This window comes from Rhodanobacter sp. UC4452_H20, from assembly GCF_052978205.1.
Window position 1 is genome coordinate 1,929,310 of sequence record NZ_CM129662.1, and the last position, 19,753, is coordinate 1,949,062.

Annotated in this window: 18 protein-coding genes; 4 read left to right on the forward strand and 14 right to left on the reverse strand. The window is 67.7% G+C overall.

Annotation, left to right across the window (positions count from 1 at the left end; genetic code table 11):
* Positions 1-5 precede the first annotated feature (5 nt).
* From ACVCMC_RS09180 to ACVCMC_RS09215, 8 genes are all read right to left on the reverse strand, one after another.
* Positions 6-1,313, reverse strand: a complete 1,308-nt coding sequence (locus ACVCMC_RS09180) for an ABC transporter permease (protein ID WP_447097028.1) — start codon at positions 1,311-1,313, stop codon at positions 6-8.
* A 116-nt stretch (positions 1,314-1,429) separates the two neighbouring features.
* Positions 1,430-2,686: an ABC transporter permease gene (locus ACVCMC_RS09185; protein ID WP_447097029.1), complete on the reverse strand. Its 1,257-nt coding sequence runs from the start codon at positions 2,684-2,686 to the stop codon at positions 1,430-1,432.
* 90 nt (positions 2,687-2,776) lie between these two features.
* Positions 2,777-4,093 carry an ABC transporter permease gene (locus ACVCMC_RS09190; protein WP_447097030.1) on the reverse strand — a complete coding sequence of 439 codons (1,317 nt, stop codon included), beginning with the start codon at positions 4,091-4,093 and terminating at the stop codon, positions 2,777-2,779.
* A 49-nt stretch (positions 4,094-4,142) separates the two neighbouring features.
* Complete coding sequence (locus tag ACVCMC_RS09195; RefSeq protein WP_447097031.1) at positions 4,143-5,384, reverse strand: ABC transporter permease; 1,242 nt, start codon at positions 5,382-5,384, stop codon at positions 4,143-4,145.
* A 10-nt stretch (positions 5,385-5,394) separates the two neighbouring features.
* Positions 5,395-6,705, reverse strand: a complete 1,311-nt coding sequence (locus ACVCMC_RS09200; protein ID WP_447097032.1) for an ABC transporter permease — start codon at positions 6,703-6,705, stop codon at positions 5,395-5,397.
* Between the two features lie 71 nt (positions 6,706-6,776).
* The gene (locus ACVCMC_RS09205) at positions 6,777-7,487 is read right to left on the reverse strand and encodes an ABC transporter ATP-binding protein (protein WP_447097033.1); all 711 of its coding nucleotides are present in this window, start codon (positions 7,485-7,487) and stop codon (positions 6,777-6,779) included.
* A gap of 127 nt (positions 7,488-7,614) precedes the next feature.
* Positions 7,615-8,886 (reverse strand): efflux RND transporter periplasmic adaptor subunit, encoded by a 1,272-nt coding sequence (locus ACVCMC_RS09210; RefSeq protein WP_447097034.1) that lies wholly within the window; start codon positions 8,884-8,886, stop codon positions 7,615-7,617.
* A gap of 182 nt (positions 8,887-9,068) precedes the next feature.
* On the reverse strand, positions 9,069-9,476 hold the full coding sequence (locus tag ACVCMC_RS09215; protein WP_447097035.1) for a hypothetical protein: 408 nt from the start codon (positions 9,474-9,476) through the stop codon (positions 9,069-9,071).
* Here ACVCMC_RS09215 and ACVCMC_RS09220 point away from each other — a divergent pair.
* Positions 9,475-9,597, forward strand: a complete 123-nt coding sequence (locus ACVCMC_RS09220) for a hypothetical protein (protein WP_447097036.1) — start codon at positions 9,475-9,477, stop codon at positions 9,595-9,597. The two genes, ACVCMC_RS09215 and ACVCMC_RS09220, sit on opposite strands and share 2 nt — an antisense overlap.
* A gap of 79 nt (positions 9,598-9,676) precedes the next feature.
* On the opposite strand, the gene hemP is transcribed toward ACVCMC_RS09220, so the two are convergent.
* Positions 9,677-9,877, reverse strand: coding sequence for a hemin uptake protein HemP (gene hemP / locus ACVCMC_RS09225; protein WP_447097037.1), 201 nt, complete (start codon positions 9,875-9,877; stop codon positions 9,677-9,679).
* Between the two features lie 85 nt (positions 9,878-9,962).
* Entirely contained in the window at positions 9,963-10,934 is a 972-nt protein-coding gene (locus ACVCMC_RS09230) for a potassium channel beta subunit family protein (RefSeq protein ID WP_447097038.1), read from the reverse strand.
* Between the two features lie 208 nt (positions 10,935-11,142).
* Here ACVCMC_RS09230 and ACVCMC_RS09235 point away from each other — a divergent pair, with 208 nt between their 5' ends.
* Together ACVCMC_RS09235 and ACVCMC_RS09240 are read left to right on the forward strand one after the other, a co-directional pair.
* Positions 11,143-11,364 (forward strand): AbrB/MazE/SpoVT family DNA-binding domain-containing protein, encoded by a 222-nt coding sequence (locus ACVCMC_RS09235; protein ID WP_447097039.1) that lies wholly within the window; start codon positions 11,143-11,145, stop codon positions 11,362-11,364.
* 9 nt (positions 11,365-11,373) lie between these two features.
* On the forward strand, positions 11,374-11,802 hold the full coding sequence (locus ACVCMC_RS09240) for a type II toxin-antitoxin system death-on-curing family toxin (RefSeq protein WP_447097040.1): 429 nt from the start codon (positions 11,374-11,376) through the stop codon (positions 11,800-11,802).
* Between the two features lie 413 nt (positions 11,803-12,215).
* On the opposite strand, the gene murD is transcribed toward ACVCMC_RS09240, so the two are convergent.
* From murD to ACVCMC_RS09260, 4 genes are all read right to left on the reverse strand, one after another.
* Positions 12,216-13,571, reverse strand: coding sequence for a UDP-N-acetylmuramoyl-L-alanine--D-glutamate ligase (gene murD, locus ACVCMC_RS09245; protein WP_447097041.1), 1,356 nt, complete (start codon positions 13,569-13,571; stop codon positions 12,216-12,218).
* On the reverse strand, positions 13,571-14,899 hold the full coding sequence (gene murL, locus ACVCMC_RS09250) for a UDP-N-acetyl-alpha-D-muramoyl-L-alanyl-L-glutamate epimerase (RefSeq protein ID WP_447099482.1): 1,329 nt from the start codon (positions 14,897-14,899) through the stop codon (positions 13,571-13,573). The genes murD and murL overlap by 1 nt, the downstream gene beginning before the upstream one ends.
* Before the next feature lie 122 nt (positions 14,900-15,021).
* On the reverse strand, positions 15,022-17,637 hold the full coding sequence (locus ACVCMC_RS09255; protein ID WP_447097042.1) for a bifunctional aspartate kinase/diaminopimelate decarboxylase: 2,616 nt from the start codon (positions 17,635-17,637) through the stop codon (positions 15,022-15,024).
* Positions 17,638-17,920: 283 nt separating this feature from the next.
* Entirely contained in the window at positions 17,921-19,438 is a 1,518-nt protein-coding gene (locus tag ACVCMC_RS09260) for a fumarate hydratase (protein ID WP_447097043.1), read from the reverse strand.
* On the opposite strand from ACVCMC_RS09260, the gene ACVCMC_RS09265 reads away from it, so the two are divergent.
* Positions 19,437-19,667, forward strand: coding sequence for a hypothetical protein (locus tag ACVCMC_RS09265; RefSeq protein WP_447097044.1), 231 nt, complete (start codon positions 19,437-19,439; stop codon positions 19,665-19,667). The two genes, ACVCMC_RS09260 and ACVCMC_RS09265, sit on opposite strands and share 2 nt — an antisense overlap.
* The last annotated feature ends 86 nt before the right edge of the window (positions 19,668-19,753 follow it).

Genomic DNA, 19,753 nt, shown 5'->3' on the forward strand with positions numbered 1-19,753 from the left:
AACCCTCAGTTGCTCTTGAGCTGCAGGGCCGGCGGCACCTGGCAGGCGCGCCACGCCGGCAGCATGCCGGCCAGCAGGGTCGAACCCAGCGCCAGCGCGAAGGTGGTCGCCAGCATCGTGCCGTCCAGGTGCGCCAACGCGGCATAGCTGGAAGGACGCTGGCGCACCACCCACAAGCCCAGTCCTGCCAGCAACAGGCCGCCCACGCCGCCCACCACGCCGATCACGCCGGACTCGACCAGCAGTTGTCCGAACAGCGAGCGTTTGGAGGCGCCCAGCGCGCGCCGCACGCCGAGGTCGCCGGCGCGCCGCATGAACTTGGCCAGCATCAGCCCGACCGTGTTGACCAGGCACACCAGCAGGAAGCCGAACGCCAGACCGGTCTGCAGGCGCACGTCGTCGGGCACCACCCGTTCATGGGCCAGCCACTGCATCACGTTGCGCAGTCGCACGTTCGGCGCCTTCGCGAAACGCCCCAGCGCCTTCTGCTCCTGCGAGTAATGCACCAGGAACTGCTGGTAGTCGGCCGCCTTGGACGAGCTGTCCAGCTGCACCCAGAACTGCAGCCACACGCAGCTTTCCGAAGGGTAGATCCGGCCTACGCCACCGGCGCCCCTGCCCCAGCAGTCGTTTGAGCCGTTGTGCTCCATCTTCAGATCCAGCGCCGTCTGCAACGGCACGAATACCTGCTCGGCGCGGCCGTAGGAGCCGGTGTTGAGATCGTAGAAGTGCGGGTTGGGCTCCCAGTCGTCGAGCACGCCGACGATGCGGAAGCTGGCGTCGGCGATGCGCAGGTTGCGGCCCACGCTGTCGGCGCCGCCGAACAGGCGCTCGTTGAGCTCGCCGTTGATCACCACCTCGCGCGCCTTGGCCTCGTCGTCGGCGGCGTTCCAGCCGCGGCCATAGCGAAACCGCGTGCCGAACATCGGGAAGAAGTCGGCAGTGGTGTAACGCGACTCCACGTAGAACGGGTCCACGGCCGAGGAGTCGGGCTGGATCGGCACGGAGCCGCCGGTCATCAGCGCCTGGCGATCGGCGCGCCCGGCGTGCAGCAGGTTCAGGCCATCGATCAGGGTGACCTGCTCCGGCGGCTCGACCCCGGGCAGCTGGCCACTGTTGTCGCGCGGGTCGATCTGCGGGTAGTACAGCGTGCCGCTGCGCCCCGGCAGCGGGTCGCCCGACAGCACGTGCAGCACCGTGAGCGTGGTCATCGACGCACCGATGCCCAGCGCGATCGCCAGCACCATCAGCGCGGTGAGCGCCTTGTTGCTCTTGAGGCTGCGCAGGGCCAGGTCGAGGTAGTAGGCAAGCACGTTCGGTGTCTCCTTCGGAGGAGGGAATAGGGAATGGAGAATGGGGAATAGGAAGCACCAAAGCGCGCGGCTTTTGCCTTTGACGATTCCCTGTTCCCGATTCCCGATTCCCGGCTTCAAGCCGCCCGCGTCGCCGACACCGGCGGCACGTTGGACGCGCGCCGCGCGGGCACGAACACGGCGGCCTGGCCGATCACCAGCATGGCCAGCACGCCGACGAGCACGTAGGACACCGGCAGGCGGGTCATCTCGTAGCGCGTCATCAGCCACAGGTTCAGGGCTATCGCCAGCGCGATGCCGAGCAGTACGCCGATGCCGGCAATCAGCAGGTTCTCGATCTGGAAGTAATGCAGGATGTCGATCTTGCGTGCGCCCAGCGCGCGGCGCACGCCGATCTGGCGATGACGCTGGCCGACCCAGAAGCTGGTCAGACCCACGATGCCGGCGGCAGTGACCGCGACCAGGATCAGGCAGATCACCCCCATCAGGATCGCCATGCCCACGTCGGCGCGATACGCCTTGGCGCGGATCTCGCTGAAGGGCCTGACGCTGTCGTCATCGAGCACGCGCAGCGGGTTGACCTTGTACAGCAGCGGCGTCACCGCGCGCATCGCCGTGTCGAGCTGGCCCGGCCGCGTACGCACGGCGTAGCGGGCAAAGTTGGCGTCGAGCCGGGTCGGGATCAGGGTCGAGTACCACGCGAAATCGTTGCCCCAGCTGCCGCTGGCGGGCGTCTGCATGCGCTCGACCACGCCGATGATGGTGGTCGGCGCATTGCTGCCGTCGCTGTAGATCACCTTGCCCACCGCGCCGCCGTTCGGGAACAGCTTGTCGGCCAGCGCCTTGGTGATGATCGCGATGGGACGCGGCGGCTGGTCGCGAAAGCCCTGGTGCTGCACGTCGCCGGCGGTGAACGCGCGGCCGGCCACCAGCTTCAGGCCCAACGTATCCAGCGCCTGGTCGTCGGTGAAGTAGTACGCCGTGCGGGTGTTGTCCTTGCCGCCGAGCTTGGCGCCCGGATCGTGCGACATCGAGCCCGTCCACGACGAGTTGAGCAGCGGCAGCGAATTGATCGGCGCCACCGACGTCACGCCGGGCAGGTTGCGCAACGCGGCGAGATCCTCGCGCTGCATCGCGTCGAGCTTCTCCACGCCGTCGGCGGTGTCGGCGCTGGGCGCGCCCACCCATTGCTGGGTGACCAGGAACAGGTTGCTCTCGTCCAGCCCGGTGGGCCGGTTCACCCGCTCGATGCGCTGGCCGATGATGAAGATCGCATTGCACACGATCGCCAGGGTCAGCGCGATCTGCAGCGAGATGAGCACGGTGCCGGCCTTGTGCTTGCGCAGGGCGGCGAGGATGGGATGCAGTTTCATGATGTAGTTCCTTGTCGCACCGTCAAATGGAACGGGTTTCCTTGAGGAGTGCGGCCATGGATGGCCGCTTTCTCGCGCAGGGAGAGCGCATTAGTTGCTCTTCAGTTGCCAGGCGGGCTGCACCCGCGAAGCCCGATAGGTGGGATACAGGCCGGCCAGCATCGTGGCGACCACCGCCACCAGCAGGGTCAGCACCAGCAGCGACACGTCGATCCGCGCCAGCGAGGCGATGTCGCGCGGCAACACCCAGCCCACGCTGGCCACGCCGGCGCCGGTCAGCAGCAAGCCGAGCACGCCGCCGGCCGCACCCACGATGCCCGCCTCGACCAGGAACTGCGTGTAGATCGCCGCACGCGGCGCGCCGAGTGCGCGACGCACGCCGATCTCGCTGCTGCGGCGCAGGAACTTGGCCAGCAGCAGGCCCACCGTATTGACCAGGCACACCAGCAGCAGGCCGAGTGCCACCAGCAACGACACCCTGGTGTCGCTGGGCACCACGTGCTGGTTTTCCAGCCACGCCGGCACGTCGCGCAGGCAGTTGTTCGGCGCCCAGCGGAAGCGCCCGGCGGACTGCTGATCCTTGGCATAGCCGTCGAGATAGGCGCGATACGCCGTCACCGCCGCGGCATCGTCCAGTTCGGCCATGAACGCGATCCACGCGCAGGGCGAATGCTGCAGGCCGACGAAGCCCGGTTCGTCCGGCACCGCGTTGCAGTTGGTATTGCCGTCGTTGGTGATGCCCGTCTGGATCGCGGTCTGGAACGGCAGGAACACGTCGGCGTCGGTGGTGGAGAAGCCACCGCTGTTGACCACGTCGTAGAAGCGCGGCTGCGGGTTCCACTGGTCGAGCACGCCAACCACCCGGTAATCGCGGCCTTCGACATTGACGATGCGGCCGACGCTGTCGATACCGCCGAACAGCTTCTGGTTGAGCTTGCTGCTGATCACCACGACCTGCGCGCGGTTGCTGTCGTCGCTGGCGCTCCAGCCGCGGCCATACCGGAACGGCACGTCCAGCATCGGAAAGAACTCGCCATACACGGCATGCCCGCTGACGTTGAGCGGATGTTTGCTGGCGTCGGTCGGCACGATCGAGGGCGAGATCTGGTACATCGCCGACTGCCGCTTGGCGCGGTGATCGCGCATCAGGGCGACCGCGTCGGTGTAGTCCATCGCGTTCGGCGGCTCGCCGTCGGGACTGCGGCCGTTCGGCCCCCACATGTCGATCTGCGGCACGAAGAGTTTGGACGACTTCCACGGAATCGGGTCGCCCGACACCGCACGGAACACCGACCACGAGGTCATCGACGCAGCCACGCCGAAGCCGATCGCCAGCACCATCAGTATGGTGAGGCCAGGGCTGCGTTTCAGGCTGCGCATCGCCAGTTCGAGGTAGTAGGCAAACATTCTGTCTCTCCGTCGTTTGAGCCCCTCTCCCGTCGGGAGAGGGGAAAAATCACACGCTCCGCGTCGCCTCCACCGGCGACACGCGCGAGGCGCGCAGCGCCGGCGCCAGCGTGGCGGCCTGGCCGAGCAGCACCAGCACCAGCACGCCCGCGCCCACGTAGGCCAGCGACATCCGGTCCATCGCGAAGCGGGTCACCGTCCACAAGTTGAAGGCGAAGCCCAGCACGATGCCCAGCACCGTGCCCGACACGCTGATCAGGAAGTTCTCGGTGAGGAAATAGGCGAGGATGTCGCGCTGCCGGGCACCCAGGGCGCGGCGCACGCCGATCTGCTTGCGGCGCTGGCCGACCCAGAAGCTGGTCAGGCCCACGATGCCGGCCGCGGTGATCGCCAGCAGCACCACGCTGATGATGCCCATCAGGATCGCCATGCCACGGTCGCGGTCGTAGACCTTGTGACGGATGGTGGCGTAGTCCTGGATGCCGTCCTTCGAATCGATGATGCGCAGGCGATTCTGCGCGTACAGCGCCTTGGGCGCCTCGCGCATGGCGTCGGCAAGCTGGCCGGGCCTGGCGCGCACGATGTAGAACACGCCGCGCGAATCATCCGCCCGCAACGGCCAGATCAGCGCCTGGCCGGCATAGCCGTTGCTCCACGAGTCCACGCCCTGCCGGTGCAGCGGATCGACGATGCCGACAATGGTGGTCGGCGTGGCGCCCATCGCATAGAAACTCTTGCCCAGCGCGTCGCCGTCGGGAAACAGGCGATCGGCCAGCACCTTGCTCACGATCACCGTCGGCGGGGTGACGGCTTCCTGGGTGCCCATCACCATCACCTCATCGGGGCGGAAGTTGCGGCCCGCGACGAGATTCAGGCCCAGCGTGTCGATGAAGTGGTCGTCGCCGGTGTACACCGCGGCATCCGTGGTCGGCTTGACCTGCTCGGGCGTCATGGTGACGAAGTTGTCCCAGCCGCCGCCCCTGAGCGGATACCCGCTGGCCGGCGTGGCGTCGCGCACGGCGGGCAACTGCCGCAGCGCGATCAGGTCCGCGCGCACCTGCGCATCGACCTGGGACGTCGACTGGCCCATGTCGGCCCACATGTTGGTGATGACGAACACGTTGGCCTCGTCCACGCCGCTGCTCGCGGAGAGGTTGCCCAGTCGCTGGTGGATGATGAACAGCGCGTTGCACACGATGGCCAGCGTCAACGCGATCTGCAGCGCGATCAGCAAGGTGCCTGCCTTGTGCTGGCGCAGCGCGGTGAGGATGGGCCTGACCTGAAAATTCATGGCGCTCTCCTCAGCTCGATTTCAGTTGCCAGGCGGGTTGCACGTGTGCCGCGCGCCACGCCGGGTAGAACGCCGCCAGCACGGTGGCGATGATGGCGACGACGAACGTCAGGCCCACCAGTGAGAGATCGAGCCGGGCCAGCCGGGCGATCTCCGGCTGGAACAGGATGCCCACGCCGGACACGCCCGCGGCCGTGAGCAGCAAGCCCAGCACGCCACCGGCCAGGCCTACCGTGGCGGCCTCGATCAGGTATTGCGCGTAGATCTCGCGCCGGGTCGCGCCCAGGGCGCGGCGCACGCCGATCTCGCCGGCGCGGCGCATGAACTTCGCCAGCAGCAGGCCGATGGTGTTGACCAGGCAGATCAGGAAAAAGCCCAGCGCCACCGCCAGCGAGATGCGGCTTTCCGGCGGCACCACGTGTTCGTATTCGAGCCACTGCATCACGTCGCGCAGACGCACGTTGGCGGCCCAGCCGAAGCGACCGGCGCGCTGCTGGTCGGCGGCATAGTTGGTGAGGAAACGGCGATAGGCGGCGACTTCGGCGGCGCTGTCCAGTTCCACCCACGGCGTGATCCACACGCAGTTGCTCTGCAGATAACCCTGCCAGCTCGTGTAGGTGATCGAACCGCGGCAACTGTTGCGGCCGCCCGAGCGCATCTGCAAGTCCAGTGCACGGTTGAACACCATGTAGATGTCCGGCTCGTCGGCAAACCCGCTGGTGCTGAACAGGTCGTAGAAACGCGGGCGCGGATTCCAGTGGCTGGTGACGCCCACCACGTGGTAGTCATGCCCGCCAAGGTTGAACGTGCGCCCCACGCTGTTGGCGCCGCCGAACAGCTTCCGGTTGAGTTCGCCGCTGATGACGACGGCGCTGGCTCGCGCGTCGTCGTCCTGCGCACTCCAGCCGCTGCCGAAGCGGAACGGCACCTCGAACATGGTGAAGAAGTCGGCGGTGACGGCATAGCCGCTGGCGTTCAGGGGAAGGTCGCGGTTGCCGCCCGGCATCACCGAGAGTTGCACCGGATACAACAGGGTCTGGCGCTTCGCCTCGTGCGCCCGCATCAGCGCCATCGCGTCGATGTAAGCCAGTGCTTCGGCCGGCTCGCCCTTCAGGTTCTGCTGCGGCCCCCAGCCGTCCACCTGCGGCGTGAACAGCTGCGCCGACTTGCCAGGTATCGGGTTGCCGGACACGGCCCGGAACACGGAGTACGTGATCATCGACGCGGCCACGCCGAAACCGATCGCCATCACCATCAGCGCGGTGAGGGCGGGGTTGCGGCGCAGGCTGCGCAGTCCGAGCTGGAGGTAGTAGGCAAACATCTCTGGTTCCGGGATACGGGATTCGTAATTCGCGATTCGGAAAGGCCGATGCCCTTCCGATTCCCTATTCCCTACTCCCTATTCCCTGCCTTCACGGCATGGAAGCGCGGCTCCTCGGCCAGATCCACCACCTGGCCGTCGATGATGTGCACGTTGCGCTGGGCGCGGGCGGCCAGCTCCGGATCATGCGTGACCATCACGATGGTGGCGCCATCGCGGTGGATCTCCTCCAGCAGCTCCATCACGCCGCGGGCCATCTGGGTGTCGAGGTTGCCGGTGGGCTCGTCCGCCAGCAGCAGACGCGGCGAGCCGGCCAGCGCGCGGGCGATCGCCACGCGCTGCTGCTGGCCGCCGGAGAGTTCGGCGGGGTAGTGCTTGGCGCGCGAGGCCAGGCCCACGCGTTCCAGCGAGTCCATGATCCGCTGCTTGCGCTCGGCCGACTTCATGCCGCGATAGCGCAGCGGCACCTCGATGTTGTCGAACACGTTGAGGTCGGGGATCAGGTTGAACGCCTGGAAAATGAAGCCGATCTTCTCGTTGCGGATCTTCGAGCGGGCGTTGTCGTTGAGGTTGCTCACCTCCACGCCGTCGAGGTGGTACTCGCCGCCGGTGAACGTCTCCAGCAGGCCGGCGATGGTCAGGAAGGTGGTCTTGCCCGAACCGGACGGCCCGGTCACGGCCACGAACTCGCCCTCCTTCACGTCGATGTTGAAATCGCGCAGCGCATAGGTCTCCACCACTTCGGTGCGGTAGACCTTGGACAGGTGGGTCATCTTGAGCATGCTGGTTCCTCGGTGGTTGGTGTAGTGGGAATAGGGAATAGAGAATCGGGAATAGAGAGCAGCGGCGTGGGATCGCGAGTTTTTCCGATTCCCTATTCCCTATTCCCTATTCCCGGCTGCCATCTCGCTATTGCGAGATGGCAACCTTCGCCGCGCCCTTGAAGCTGTCGGTGCCGGAGATCACGATCTTGTCGCCTTCCTTCAGGCCTTCGAGGATCTCCACCTTGTCGATGCTGGAGGCGCCGATGCGGATCGGGGTTTTCGTGGCGATGCCGTCGTGCACCAGGTAGGCGTAGCTGCCGCCGGATTCGTCGACGAAGGAGCCGCGCTGCACGGTGAGCACGTTGTCGCGCTTGTCCAGCAGCACGCGCACCGACAGGCGCTGGTTCTGGCGCAGCTGGTTCGGCGTGGTGCCGTCGAAGCGCAGCCGCGCGGCGACCTGGCCGTTGACCACTTCGGGCGAGATCGCGCTGACGATGCCCTTCCAGGTGTGGCCGTTGCCGCTGATCTCGCCGGTCATGCCGATGCCGAGGTCGCGGGCGAAACTCTCCGGCACCTGCATCTCCACCTGCAGTGCGGACAGGTCGACCACGCTGAGCAGCTGCGCATCCTTGGCCACGGTGGCCTTTTCGGCGATGAACAGCTGGCCGACCTGGCCATCCACCGGCGACTTCACATGGAGGTCGTCGACCTGGCGCTTGAGGTCGGCCACCAGCAGCAGCTGGCGGTCATGCGCCAGCTTCTTGGACTGGATGTCGAAGTTGAGACTGGCGTTGTCCATGCCCAGGTCGCTGCGCGCGTGTTCCAGGGCGATGTTGGCCTTGTCCAGGGTGTCCTTGGCGCGGTCGACGTCCATGCTGGGCACGGCACCGCGGGCGAACGCCTTCTGGTAGCGGGCGAGATCGCGCTGCGCGGTCTGCAGGTCGATCTTGGCGTTGTCGTACGCCTTCTGCAGGGCGGAGCGCTGCTTGCGCGCGTCGACCTGAGCACGCAGGTAGTCGACCTGCATCGCGTCGGCGTTGCTCTGTTCCTGCGCCAGCTTGTTGGTCAGCTCGGGGCTGTCGATGGTGGCCAGCACCTGGCCTTTCTTCACCGTGTCGCCGGCGTGCACCTGCAGCGTCACCGCGCCGCCGGAGGTCGCGTACAAGGTGGGGCTGACCGCGGCCACCACCTTGCCCTCGGCGGCGATGTCGCGCACGAACGGGCCGCGCTCGACGGTGGCGAACGACAGCCGCGAGGCGCTCACCGAACCGGAGGCGGAGAACAGCCGGCCGATCCCCGGCGCCAGCCAGGCCAGCAGGCCGATCACGAGCACGCCGACGGCAGCGAGGATCAGCTGCCGCTTGCGATTGGGTTTGACCTCTACCAGTTTGTCCTGTGCCGATGTGTCGCGAATCATCGTGTCGTTCCCGGCCGCGTGCAGGGCGGCTACGCAGGAGACAGAGCAATCCGCATGCCATCGAGGCGATGCCGCGAAAACACCGTTTTTTCAATGTGTTGCGACGCACCCGTGGCGGTTGTGCAGTGTCCGCGGACAGTGCACGGACAGCCGGACGCCGCCACTGGCGACGACCGGCGGGTTCAGCGGAGCGTGGCCGCGTCGCGGGCGATGCGCGCTGCCACGTCGCGCCCCAGCGGCGAGGCGGACGCCACGGCATCTGCGCCCAGCAATTTCAGGCCGGCGGCGAAGCGGCGCAATCGGAAACGCAGCACCCGCACCGCGGCCGGCGGCGATGCGAACGCGTCCGCGCGAGCGCCGGCCGCCGCGATGTCGGCACCGGCGCACAAGGCGTCCCAGGCCAGATAGTCGGTATCCGGCAACAGGTAGAGCCGGGCGAGCAGGCACTCTTGCGCATCGCGGCATTCCATCCACTCGCGCGGGCCATCGGCAGTGACTGCGCTGGCGAACGCCAGGGTGCGCGTATGCAGCAACGGCGCGAGATCGGCGGATTCGACCAGCAAGCCCGGCAACGGCCTGCCGCGCAACATGCAGGGCATCACACTCGGCGCATACAACACGTTGCCCAGCGCCGGCAGTCCGGCCAGCCATCGCGCGGTGGACAAGCACAACCGCGACCTGCACGTGGCGGCGGCCTCCTCCGATCCATAGATGCCGGTTCGCCTGCCTGTGGCGAACTGCGCCGTCATCCGCCGCAACAGGGCGGCACGATCCAGCCGCATGCCCATGGCTATTTGGTCAGGATCAGTTTGTCGTTGCGGGTCAGGCGCAGGTGGTACTCGCTGCCCTGATGCTGGATCACCAGCTCGCGCCCGCCGGCCAGGAGCAGATCGCTGGCGACCCGGCGCGTGGCGGTGGCGAGCCGCGGCGCCGCGCCGTGGTGCACGGCAGAAGGGGGAAACGGGGACGGACGCAAGGAGAGGACGGGCATCGGAGTTCCTGCGGTGGCGGGTACTCAAATAATAATCATTCTCATTTGAGAGTCAACCACCCTCGCGGACTCCACGCGCGACGGGTCAGCCGCCCACCGCCTGCCGCATGCGCCCGGCGAGCGCCGCATCCAGTCGCGGCAGCAGCTCCAGCGCGTCCAGGTTCTGCGCCAGCTGCTCGCGCTTGCTCGCACCCAGCATCACGGTGGATACGTGCGGGTTCAGCAGGCACCAGGCGATCGCCAGTTGCGCCAGGCTGGTGCCCAACTCGTCGGCTATCGGATGCAGCGCGCGCACCTGCACCAGGCGCTCGTCGCCCTCGCCCAGCACGCTCTTGCGCAACCATTCGTAGCCCGGCTGCGCGAGCCGCGAGTCGGCGGGGATGCCCCGGTCGTACTTGCCGCTCAGCAGGCCCGAAGCCAGCGGCGACCAGATCGTGGTGCCCATGCCGTACTTCTCGTACAGCGGCGCATATTCGCGCTCCACCCGCTCGCGGTGCAGCAGGTTGTACTGGGGCTGCTCCATCACCGGCGCGTAGAAATGATTCTCGCGCGCCACCCGATGGGCCTCTTCGATCGCCTCGGCCGGCCATTCGCTGGTGCCCCAGTACAGCACCTTGCCCTGGCGAATCAGCGTATCCATCGCCGCCACGGTTTCGTCGACCGGCGTGTCCGGATCGGGACGATGGCAGAAATACAGGTCCAGATAGTCCACGCGCAGGCGCTGCATGGCCTGGTGGCAGGCCTCGATCACGTGTTTGCGCGACAAGCCGCGCTGGGTCGGCAGCGGCTCGTCCACGGCCCCGAAGAACACCTTGCTGGATACGCAGTAGCTGTCGCGTGGAAAGCGCAGATCGGCCAGCACGTCGCCCATCACCTGCTCGGCCACGCCGTTGTTGTAGGTCTCGGCGTTGTCGAAGTAGTTCACCCCGCGATCGTGCGCCAGCGCCAGCATGTCGCGCGCCTCGCTGCGCCCGACCTGCCTGCCGAAGGTGACCCAGGCGCCGAACGACAACGCGGACAACTGCAGGCCGGATCGGCCGAGGCGACGGTATTGCATGGGATGACTCCTTAGATCAGGAACGGAATGAGCGGGAAATACCCGAGCATGGCATGGCGGACGTCACGGCAAGGTCGGCAACGATGCCTGTCATGCCAAGTCCGTATTCTCGCGCGCTGGCGGCAATGCGGCTGCGCCGCAACGTGCCACGCGTTGCAGCCGGGAAATCGAGCGTATAACATACGTTATAACCATTCCGGAGGCCGCCATGAAACTGAAGATCACCACCATCGGCAACTCCGCCGGCGTCATCCTGCCGCGCGAACTGCTGGCCCGCCTGCGGCTGGAGAAAGGCGACGAGCTGTTTGCGCTGGAAACCCCCGACGGCATCCGCCTCACTACCTACGACCCCGCCTTGGCCAGGCAGATGGAGGTGGCGGAGGAGGTCATGCGCAAGGACCGCAACGTCCTGCACAAGCTGGCGCAATAGGTGGCAGCCATGATCGTCTGGATCGAAAGGCCGCTCGCCATCGCCATCCACGAACGCCAGTTGGCCGAACATGGCGGCGGCACCGGCGTGCGCGACGACCATCTGCTGGATTCAGCACTTGCACGCCCCCGACAATTGCATGCCTACGTCGGTCCGCCACCGGACCTTGCCGACCTCGCCGCCAGCCTCGCCTACGGGCTGGCACACAACCATCCCTTCGTCGACGGTAACAAACGCACGGCGCATGTCTGCTACCGGGTCTTCCTTGCACTCAACGACGCCGATCTCGTCGCCAGTGACGAAGACAAGTACGTCGCCATGATCGCCCTCGCCGAAGGCAGCCTGGCCGAAGCCGAGTTCGCCGCCTGGCTGCGCCAGCACATCAAGCTCGACGGCAAGAAGCGCGTGAACGAGCCGCGTACGCGCTACGCGCGCTGAAGCCCCGCTTTTCCGTCATTCCCGCGAAAGTGGGAATCCGATGTCCTCGGTCATTCTCAGGTCGAACCGAAACACTGTCCCAGCTTGTCCAGCCTCGTTGTCGAACAACTCGCGGGGATGACTGCGCCCAGGTGTCACCTGCCCTCGGCAGTATTTCAGAACGCCCCGACACCGACTCGGCGAATCGCCGCTCGCCGATCGGCGCGGGCCAGTCAGGCCGAAAGGCCAGCCCTTGTACACATCCGCCGTGCCACGGACGGCCATCGTGAATTCCCGGCTCCCGCCCCTCTGCATCGGTTTCCCCCGCGCAGGTCATCCATGAAACATGCGCAGCGGGTCGAATGGCAGACGCCTGCAGACGCGACAAGTCGACCGATGCCTTTCGCGACATGCCACGCGGTTGGTGGACCGGCTCAGTCGATGCCCAGGCCTTCGATGCCGGTGATGGCCACATCGAACCCGGCGAGCGCGGCGAAGCGACGGCCGCGTTCGGCGTAGTCCTTGAACTGGTCGAAGCTCGGCGCGCCCGGAGAGAGCAGGATCACGCCACCACGCGGGGTGTGCGTCTTCGCCTCGGCGACGGCGCCGGCGAGGTCGTCGACAGGCAGGATCGGACAACGTACTTCCGCCTCGCGCAGCGCCGCCTCGATGCGCGCGCCGTTGGCGCCCATGCAGACGATCGCGTGCGCGGGCGCGCTGCGCATCGCCTCGACGAACGGCGTCCAGTCCAGCCCGCGATCGTGGCCGCCGACCAGCACGGTCACCGTGCGGCCGTGCAGGCTTTCCAGCGCGGCCAGCGTGGCCAGCGGCGTGGTGCTGATCGAGTCGTTGACCCAGTGCCAGCCGTCGTGTTCGCCCAGCGGCTGCAGGCGGTGCGGCAGCGGGCGGAAGGTGGCCAGTGCCGGCGCGGCGGCGAGCGCGTCCATGCCGATCGTTTCCAGCGCGGCCAGCGCGGCGCAGGCGTTGAGCGCGTTGTGCAGGCCGGGCGCCGCCAGCGCGACGCTGTCGAATACCGGCTGCGCACCGCGGCAGACCATGCCATCGCGCACGTGCCAGCCTTCCGGCGTGCCGAACACCAGGCGATGCGGATGCGCGGCGGTGTACTGCAGCAGATTCGGCTGCAGGCCGTTGACCAGCAGCGTGCGCGACACGTCGGCCAGCTTCAGCTTGTCGGCCACGTAGCGCTCGCGCGAGCCGTGCCAGTCCAGGTGTTCCTCGTACAGGCTGGTGACCACGCCCAGTTCCAGCGGACCGGCTTCACCGGTCTGGAAGCTGGACAGTTCGATCACCCACAGGTCCGCGTGCTGGTCGAGCAGCTCCGGCAACGGCAGGCCGATGTTGCCGGCCAGTGCGGTGCGCACGCCGAGTGCGCGCGCCAGGTGCGCGAGCAGCGCGCTGGTGGTGCTCTTGCCCTTGGTGCCGGTGACCGCGATCACGCGCGCATCCGGATGCTCGCCAAACCAAAGCGCGGTACCGGAAGTGAACCGCGTGCCCTGCGCCTGCGCGGCCAGCAACGCCGGCTTGTAGGCGGAGATGCCGGGCGACTTCACCACCACGTCGAAGCGGGCCAGCGCCACCGCATCCGGCTCGCCGACGACGATGTCCAGCGCCGCGTCGAACGCACGCGCGGCCTCGACTTCGGCGGCGCTGCAGAACAAGGTCAGCGCCTGTTCCGGCAGGCGCGTGCGCAAGGCCTTGATCACCGCATGGCCCTCCCGGCCGAAACCCCAGATCGCCACGCGGCGATCGCGAAGCTCGTCGAAGCGCATCAACCGATCGCCGCCAGCGCCGCCTGCAGGCGTGCCGGCACGCGGTGTTCGGGCGACGGCTGCAGCCACGGCTCCAGCGCCAGCTGCGTTGCGTCGAGCTGCGGCAGGATTTCGCTGCGGAAGCGTTCGACCAGCGCATCTTCCTGCCACTCCGGCCGCTGGCTCAGCGCATGCATCGCCGCGCGCGCCTCGGCGCCCTCGCCCACGCACTCGAACGGCTTGTGGTCCTGGTATTCCAGCAGCGCGTCGAAGCCGGCGGCCTGGTTTTCGTCATCCAGCAGGTTGCGGCCGAAGATCGCCAGCAGCCGCGGCTTGGGCAGGAACGGCGCCAGCGCGAGGAACACGAAGTGGCATTTCGGGCACTGCCCGCACCAGCGGTCCACCGGCTTCGGGCCGAGCAGCTTGAAGTTGCGGTTGCAGCTGGAGAACACGTCGAAGTACGGCGTCAGCTTCGCGAACGCATGGGTGATCGCCAGCTCAGAGTACGGCCGCAGCAGCGAGCAGTAGTCGAGGTCGCTGGCCACGTGCGTGTGCAGCCAGTCGCCCAGCAGCGTCTCGAACGCGAGGCTCTTGCTCCACTGGTGGTTCACCTGCTGGCCGTCGTATTCCAAGGTGGCAGCCGAGGCGGAACGCTCGTTGGCGAACGCGATCGAATCGTAGCCGTACAGGACCGCGGCGACGGCGAGGATCGCCGAATTCACCGCGGTCACCGGAATGTGCCCGTTCCACGCGCCGAGCCGGTTCAGCTCGAACAGGCCCGGCGCCAGTTCGCGCTGGATGTTCAAGGTGGGCAGGCCGGTCCGCTCGGCGCAGCCGGCGATCAGCGCGGAGCTGCCGACCCATACCGCAGTCGCCTCGCCGCCGATGGACTTGATCGCCTCCACCGCCACCAGCGAATCCTTGCCGCCGCCGATCGGCACCAGGGTGCGTTTGGGCAACTCCAGCGCGCCGACCGTGGGCGTGCTGCCGCCACGCGGGAAGTTGATCCGCCCGCGCAGGTCCAGCCCGTTGCGATAGGCGAACTCGGCCAGCCCGTGCAGGTACAGCTGTTCCAGCAGTTCGGCGGTGGCATCGTCGAGCGGACCATCGGCCAGCTCGATCTTCGGCGGCACGCCGGCCTTGTAGTAGCTGACGCCGGCGACCAGGTGCAGCAGTTTCAGCGCCGCATCGAACGCCGCGCGCCGCTCGGCGGGAACCGCCGGCGCCTGCGGAAAGCGGATCGTCTCGACCAACTCCTCGCCGTCGTCGAACGCATACGCCAGCTCGGCCACGCCATCGGCGTAGCTCGCACGCACGAAGCGGAAGACCCGGGTGAGGCGCGGTTGCATCGTGTTGCTCACATCTTTCTCCATCGCCCGCATCGTCGGGAGCGAACAGGCTGATTCTAGCTTCAGGCGGTGCCCGTTCGATGGCTTTCGCCGGCCAAAGAGCGGGACAGGCGCGCTCCGGATCAGTCGTCGATCACCACCTCGTCGGCCTCGTCGCGCAGGTTGTAATGCGAGGACATCACCTTGCCGTAGGCACCGGCCTGCGCGATCAGGATCACGTCGCCCTCGGCCGCCTCCTGCAGTCGGCGGTCGGTGCCCAGCACGTCGCCCGACTCGCAGATCGGGCCGACCACCTGGTAAAGCGCGGTGGCCGGTTCGCCAAGCCGGGTGAGGTTGACGATCTTGTGCCAGGCGTCGTACAGCGCGGGGCGGATCAGGCTGTTCATGCCGGTGTCCACGCCGAGGTAGCGGAAGCCGCCCTTGTCCTTCAGCTGGGTCACCCGCGTCAGCAGCACGCCGGCGTCGGCGACCAGGTAACGGCCCGGCTCCATCCACAGCTGGTATTGCGGATAGGCCGCCTTGACCTCGCGCAGCGCACGGTCGAGCGCGGCGATGTCCAGCGGCGCCTCGCCCGGGTGCGCCGGCACGCCGAGGCCACCGCCGATGTTGAGGAACACCACGCTGGCGATGCGCTCGGCCAGGCTGGCCAACTGCGCATACACCTCGCCCCAATGCGCGGCGTCGAGCACGCCCGAGCCAAGATGCGCGTGCAGGCCGCGCACGGCCACGCCATGCGCATCGGCCAGCTGCAGGAATGTCGGCAACTGATCCAGCGGCAGGCCGAACTTGCTGGCGCTGCCACCGGTACGCACTTTTTCGTGGTGGCCCAGGCCGCGGCCCAGGTCGACCCGCAACACGATCTCGCGACCGCGGAACAGCTCGCCCCAGTGCTGCAGCGGATGCAACGCGTCCAGCGTGACGCTGGCGCGGGTGCCCAGCGCATGGACGTAATCCTCGCGCGGCGCGAAGTTCGGCGTGAACAGCAGCGGCACCGATTCCGCCACCACCGCGGCGACCGCTTTCAGTTCACCCGGCGACACGCACTCGAACGCGAAGCCCTCCGCCGCCAGCGCGCGCAGGATCGCCGGATGCGTGTTCGCCTTCACCGCGTAGTGCAGCCGATCCACCGCCGCCAGCGATTTCAGCTCGCGCGCCTGCTGGCGCACCGTGGGCAGGTGGTAGACGTAGCGCGGCGTGGCTTCGGCGGCCAGTTCCAGCAGGCGCGGACGCTGCGCCTGGCGCCACCATGCCGGCACGGCGGGAACGATTTCGCCGCCGCCATACAGCATCTGCCAGCTGGGGCCGAACAGCGCGCTGTCGTCCGTGCGCAGGGCGCCGGCGCCAATCAGCAAGTCGTGCAGATGCGGCAGCAGCGCATCAACCACTTCCTCGTCCACCACGAACGTCAGGTTCAGGTTGTTCGACGACTGCGAAATCATGTGCACGCGCAGCTGGCCGAACTCGGCCAGCACGCCGGACAAGGTGTGCAGCAGCGAGCGCATGCCGCGGCCGACCAGGGTGATCGCCGCGCACGGCGCGATCACCTTGACCCGGCACACCTTGGCCAGGTCGCTGGCCAGCGCGGCGATCGCGTCGGAGTCGAGCAGGTTCTCGGTGGGATCGAGCGACACGGTGACGTTGGTCTCGGCCGAACCGATCAGGTCCACCGACAGGCCGTGCTGCTTGAAATGCGCGAACACGTCGGCGAGGAAGCCGACCTGTTGCCACATGCCGACCGACTCCATCGAGACCAGGGTGATGCCCTTGCGCGCGCTGATCGCCTTGACGCTGGGTGCATGCGCGCGCACCTCCGGGCCGATCACGGTGCCGTCGAGTTCGGGCCGGTTGGTGTCCTTGATCAGCAGCGGCACACGCGGCTCGCGCAGCGGCGACAGGCAGCGCGGATGCAGCACCTTGGCGCCGGTGGAGGCGATTTCCTGCGCCTCCTCGTAATCCAGTCGCTGCAGCAGGCGCGCGCCCGGCACCTGGCGCGGGTTGGCGGTGAACATGCCGGCCACGTCGGTCCAGATCTCCACCCGCGCCGCCTTCAGCAGCGCGCCGAAGTACGCCGCCGAGGTATCCGAACCGCCCCGCCCGAGCAGCACGGTGCGGCCATGCGTTTCGCGCGCGATGAAGCCCTGGGTGATGAACACCTCGCCGAGCGCGGCCAGGCGCGCGTTCAAGGTCGGGTCGGGCTTCGCCTCGACCATGGCCGACAGCAGCCGGGTGCGCTCGTTCTGGTTCGGCAACGCCACCGCCGCCAGGCAGTCGCGCGCGTCCAGCCACTGCGTGGGCAGGCCGCTATGGCTGAGGAAGGCGGCGCCGAGCGCGCTGGACATCAGCTCGCCGTGCGCCTGCACCTGCGCCTGCCAGGCCAGCTCGCCGCGCGCCGCGGGGCCGTCCTCGGCCAGCCGCGCCAGCTCGCCCAGCCGCTCGCCGAGCGTGTCCGGCAACGCCAGCTGCATATGCTCCAGCAGGTCGTAGTGGCGTTGCGCGATCGCGCCGGCCGCCGCCTTGCGCTTGTCCTGCCCGCCCTCGCCGCACAGTTGTTTCAGCGCGTCGGTGATGCCGGTCAGCGCGGAAACGACGACCAGCACGCGCGCGCCTTCGGCGCGGCGGCTGGCGACCAGCTCACGGATGTTCTGCCAGCGAGGAAGCGTGGCGACGCTGGTGCCGCCGAACTTCATCACGATCCAGGGAGCGTCGGCGGGCAGCGGCGCGGAGGTTGGCGAGGTCACGGGAGTTCGCTGTCAGGGGATGGTTATTCGACCAGTGTTGCGCTGCGGCATTGGAATTGCAAATGGTTTTTCGAGGACGACTCGTTTGGACGTCTAGACTGCTGTTTGCCGTATGCGGGCAGTGCCCTCCGGCCCTTCCTTTGCCTTGTGCGGGGCGGCGGGCAGTGCCCGCCCTGCGGGGTGTTCGGGTTTTCGATGGAGAGCTGAGGTGATCCTGAAACTCCCTCTCCTCAATCCTCCCCCGGAGGGGGAGGAGGCAAACGCGTGCGCTCGCGCACTGCTTTTACTGCATGAAGACGGGGATCTTGCCGATCCTCGCCTGCCACTCGCGCGGACCGGTCTGGTGCACCGAGCTGCCGCCCGAGTCGACGGCCACGGTGACCGGCATGTCCTCGACGGTGAATTCGTAGATCGCTTCCATGCCCAGGTCGGCGAAGCCGACGACGCGCGAGGCCTTGATCGCCTTGGAGACCAGGTACGCGGCGCCACCCACCGCCATCAGGTACACCGACCGGTGCTTCCTGATCGCCTCGATCGCGGCGGGGCCGCGCTCGGCCTTTCCGACCATGCCGAGCAGGCCGGTCTGCGCCAGTACCTGTTCGGTGAACTTGTCCATGCGCGTGGCGGTGGTGGGGCCGGCCGGGCCGACCACTTCCTCGCGCACCGGATCGACCGGGCCGACGTAGTAGATGAAGCGGCCGCTGAAATCCACCGGCAGCGGCTCGCCCCGGTTGAGCATCTCGACCATGCGCTTGTGCGCGGCGTCGCGGCCGGTGAGCAGCTTGCCGTTGAGCAGCAGGGTCTCGCCCGGCTTCCAGCTGGCGACCTCGTCGCGGGTCACCGTGTCGAGGTTCACCCGGCGGCCCTTGGAGGCGTCGTAGGTGAGCTTCGGCCAGTCTTCCAGCGACGGCGGGTCGAGCATCACCGGGCCGGAGCCGTCCAGCACGAAGTGCGCGTGGCGGGTGGCGGCGCAGTTCGGGATCAGCGCCACCGGCAGGTTCGCCGCGTGGGTCGGGAAATCCTTCACCTTGACGTCGAGCACGGTGGTCAGGCCGCCCAGGCCCTGCGCGCCGATGCCCAGCGCGTTGACCTTCTCGAACAGCTCGATGCGCAGCTCCTCGGCGCGATTGGCGGGGCCGCGCGCGATCAGTTCCTGGATGTCGATCGACTCCATCAGCGCCTCCTTCGCCATCAGCATCGCCTTCTCGGCGGTGCCGCCGATGCCGATGCCGAGCATGCCCGGCGGACACCAGCCGGCGCCCATCGTGGGCACGGTCTTCAGCACCCAGTCGACGATCGAGTCGGACGGATTGAGCATGGCGAACTTCGACTTCGCCTCGGAGCCGCCGCCCTTGGCCGCCACGATCACCTCGACGGTGTCGCCGGGCACGATCGACATGTTGACCACCGACGGCGTGTTGTCCTTCGTGTTGATGCGCTTGCCGGCCGGGTCGGCCAGCACGCTGGCGCGCAGCTTGTTGTCCGGGTCCAGGTACGCGCGGCGCACGCCCTCGTTGGCCATGTCCTCCAGCGACATGGTGGCGTCGTCCCAGCGCACGTTCATGCCCACCTTGAGGAACACGGTGACGATGCCGGTGTCCTGGCACAGCGGCCGGTGGCCTTCGGCGGCCATGCGCGAGTTGATCAGGATCTGCGCCATGGCGTCCTTCGCGGCGGGCGACTCCTCGCGCTCGTACGCGGCGGCCAGGCTCTTGATGTAGTCGACCGGGTGGTAGTAGCTGATGTACTGCAGCGCGTCGGCGACGGACTGGATCAGGTCTTCTTGCTTGATGGAGGCCATGGATTCGCTGTGGGCAGACCGGGAAAACCGCCATTGTGCCGCACCGGCCACCGGCGGCAAAACCCGACCGGGTGCAGTGCGGGCCGGCCTGCCGACGAAGGCACCCGGGCGTCTTTATCTCGGCAGGCACTTGGTACTAATCTCGCGCGAGCGGCGCAACGCCGGTCGTCAGGGGGAACTGACGACGTCGCTGGGGAAGTTGCAATTCGCACGTGAAACGCAGGGCTGAGCTTCAAAGCGCCGCCACCTTCCGTTCGTTGCCTGCCGAAAGTGCATCCGCTTTCCAGCCAGCCCTGTCCACTCCAGGGAGAAGCA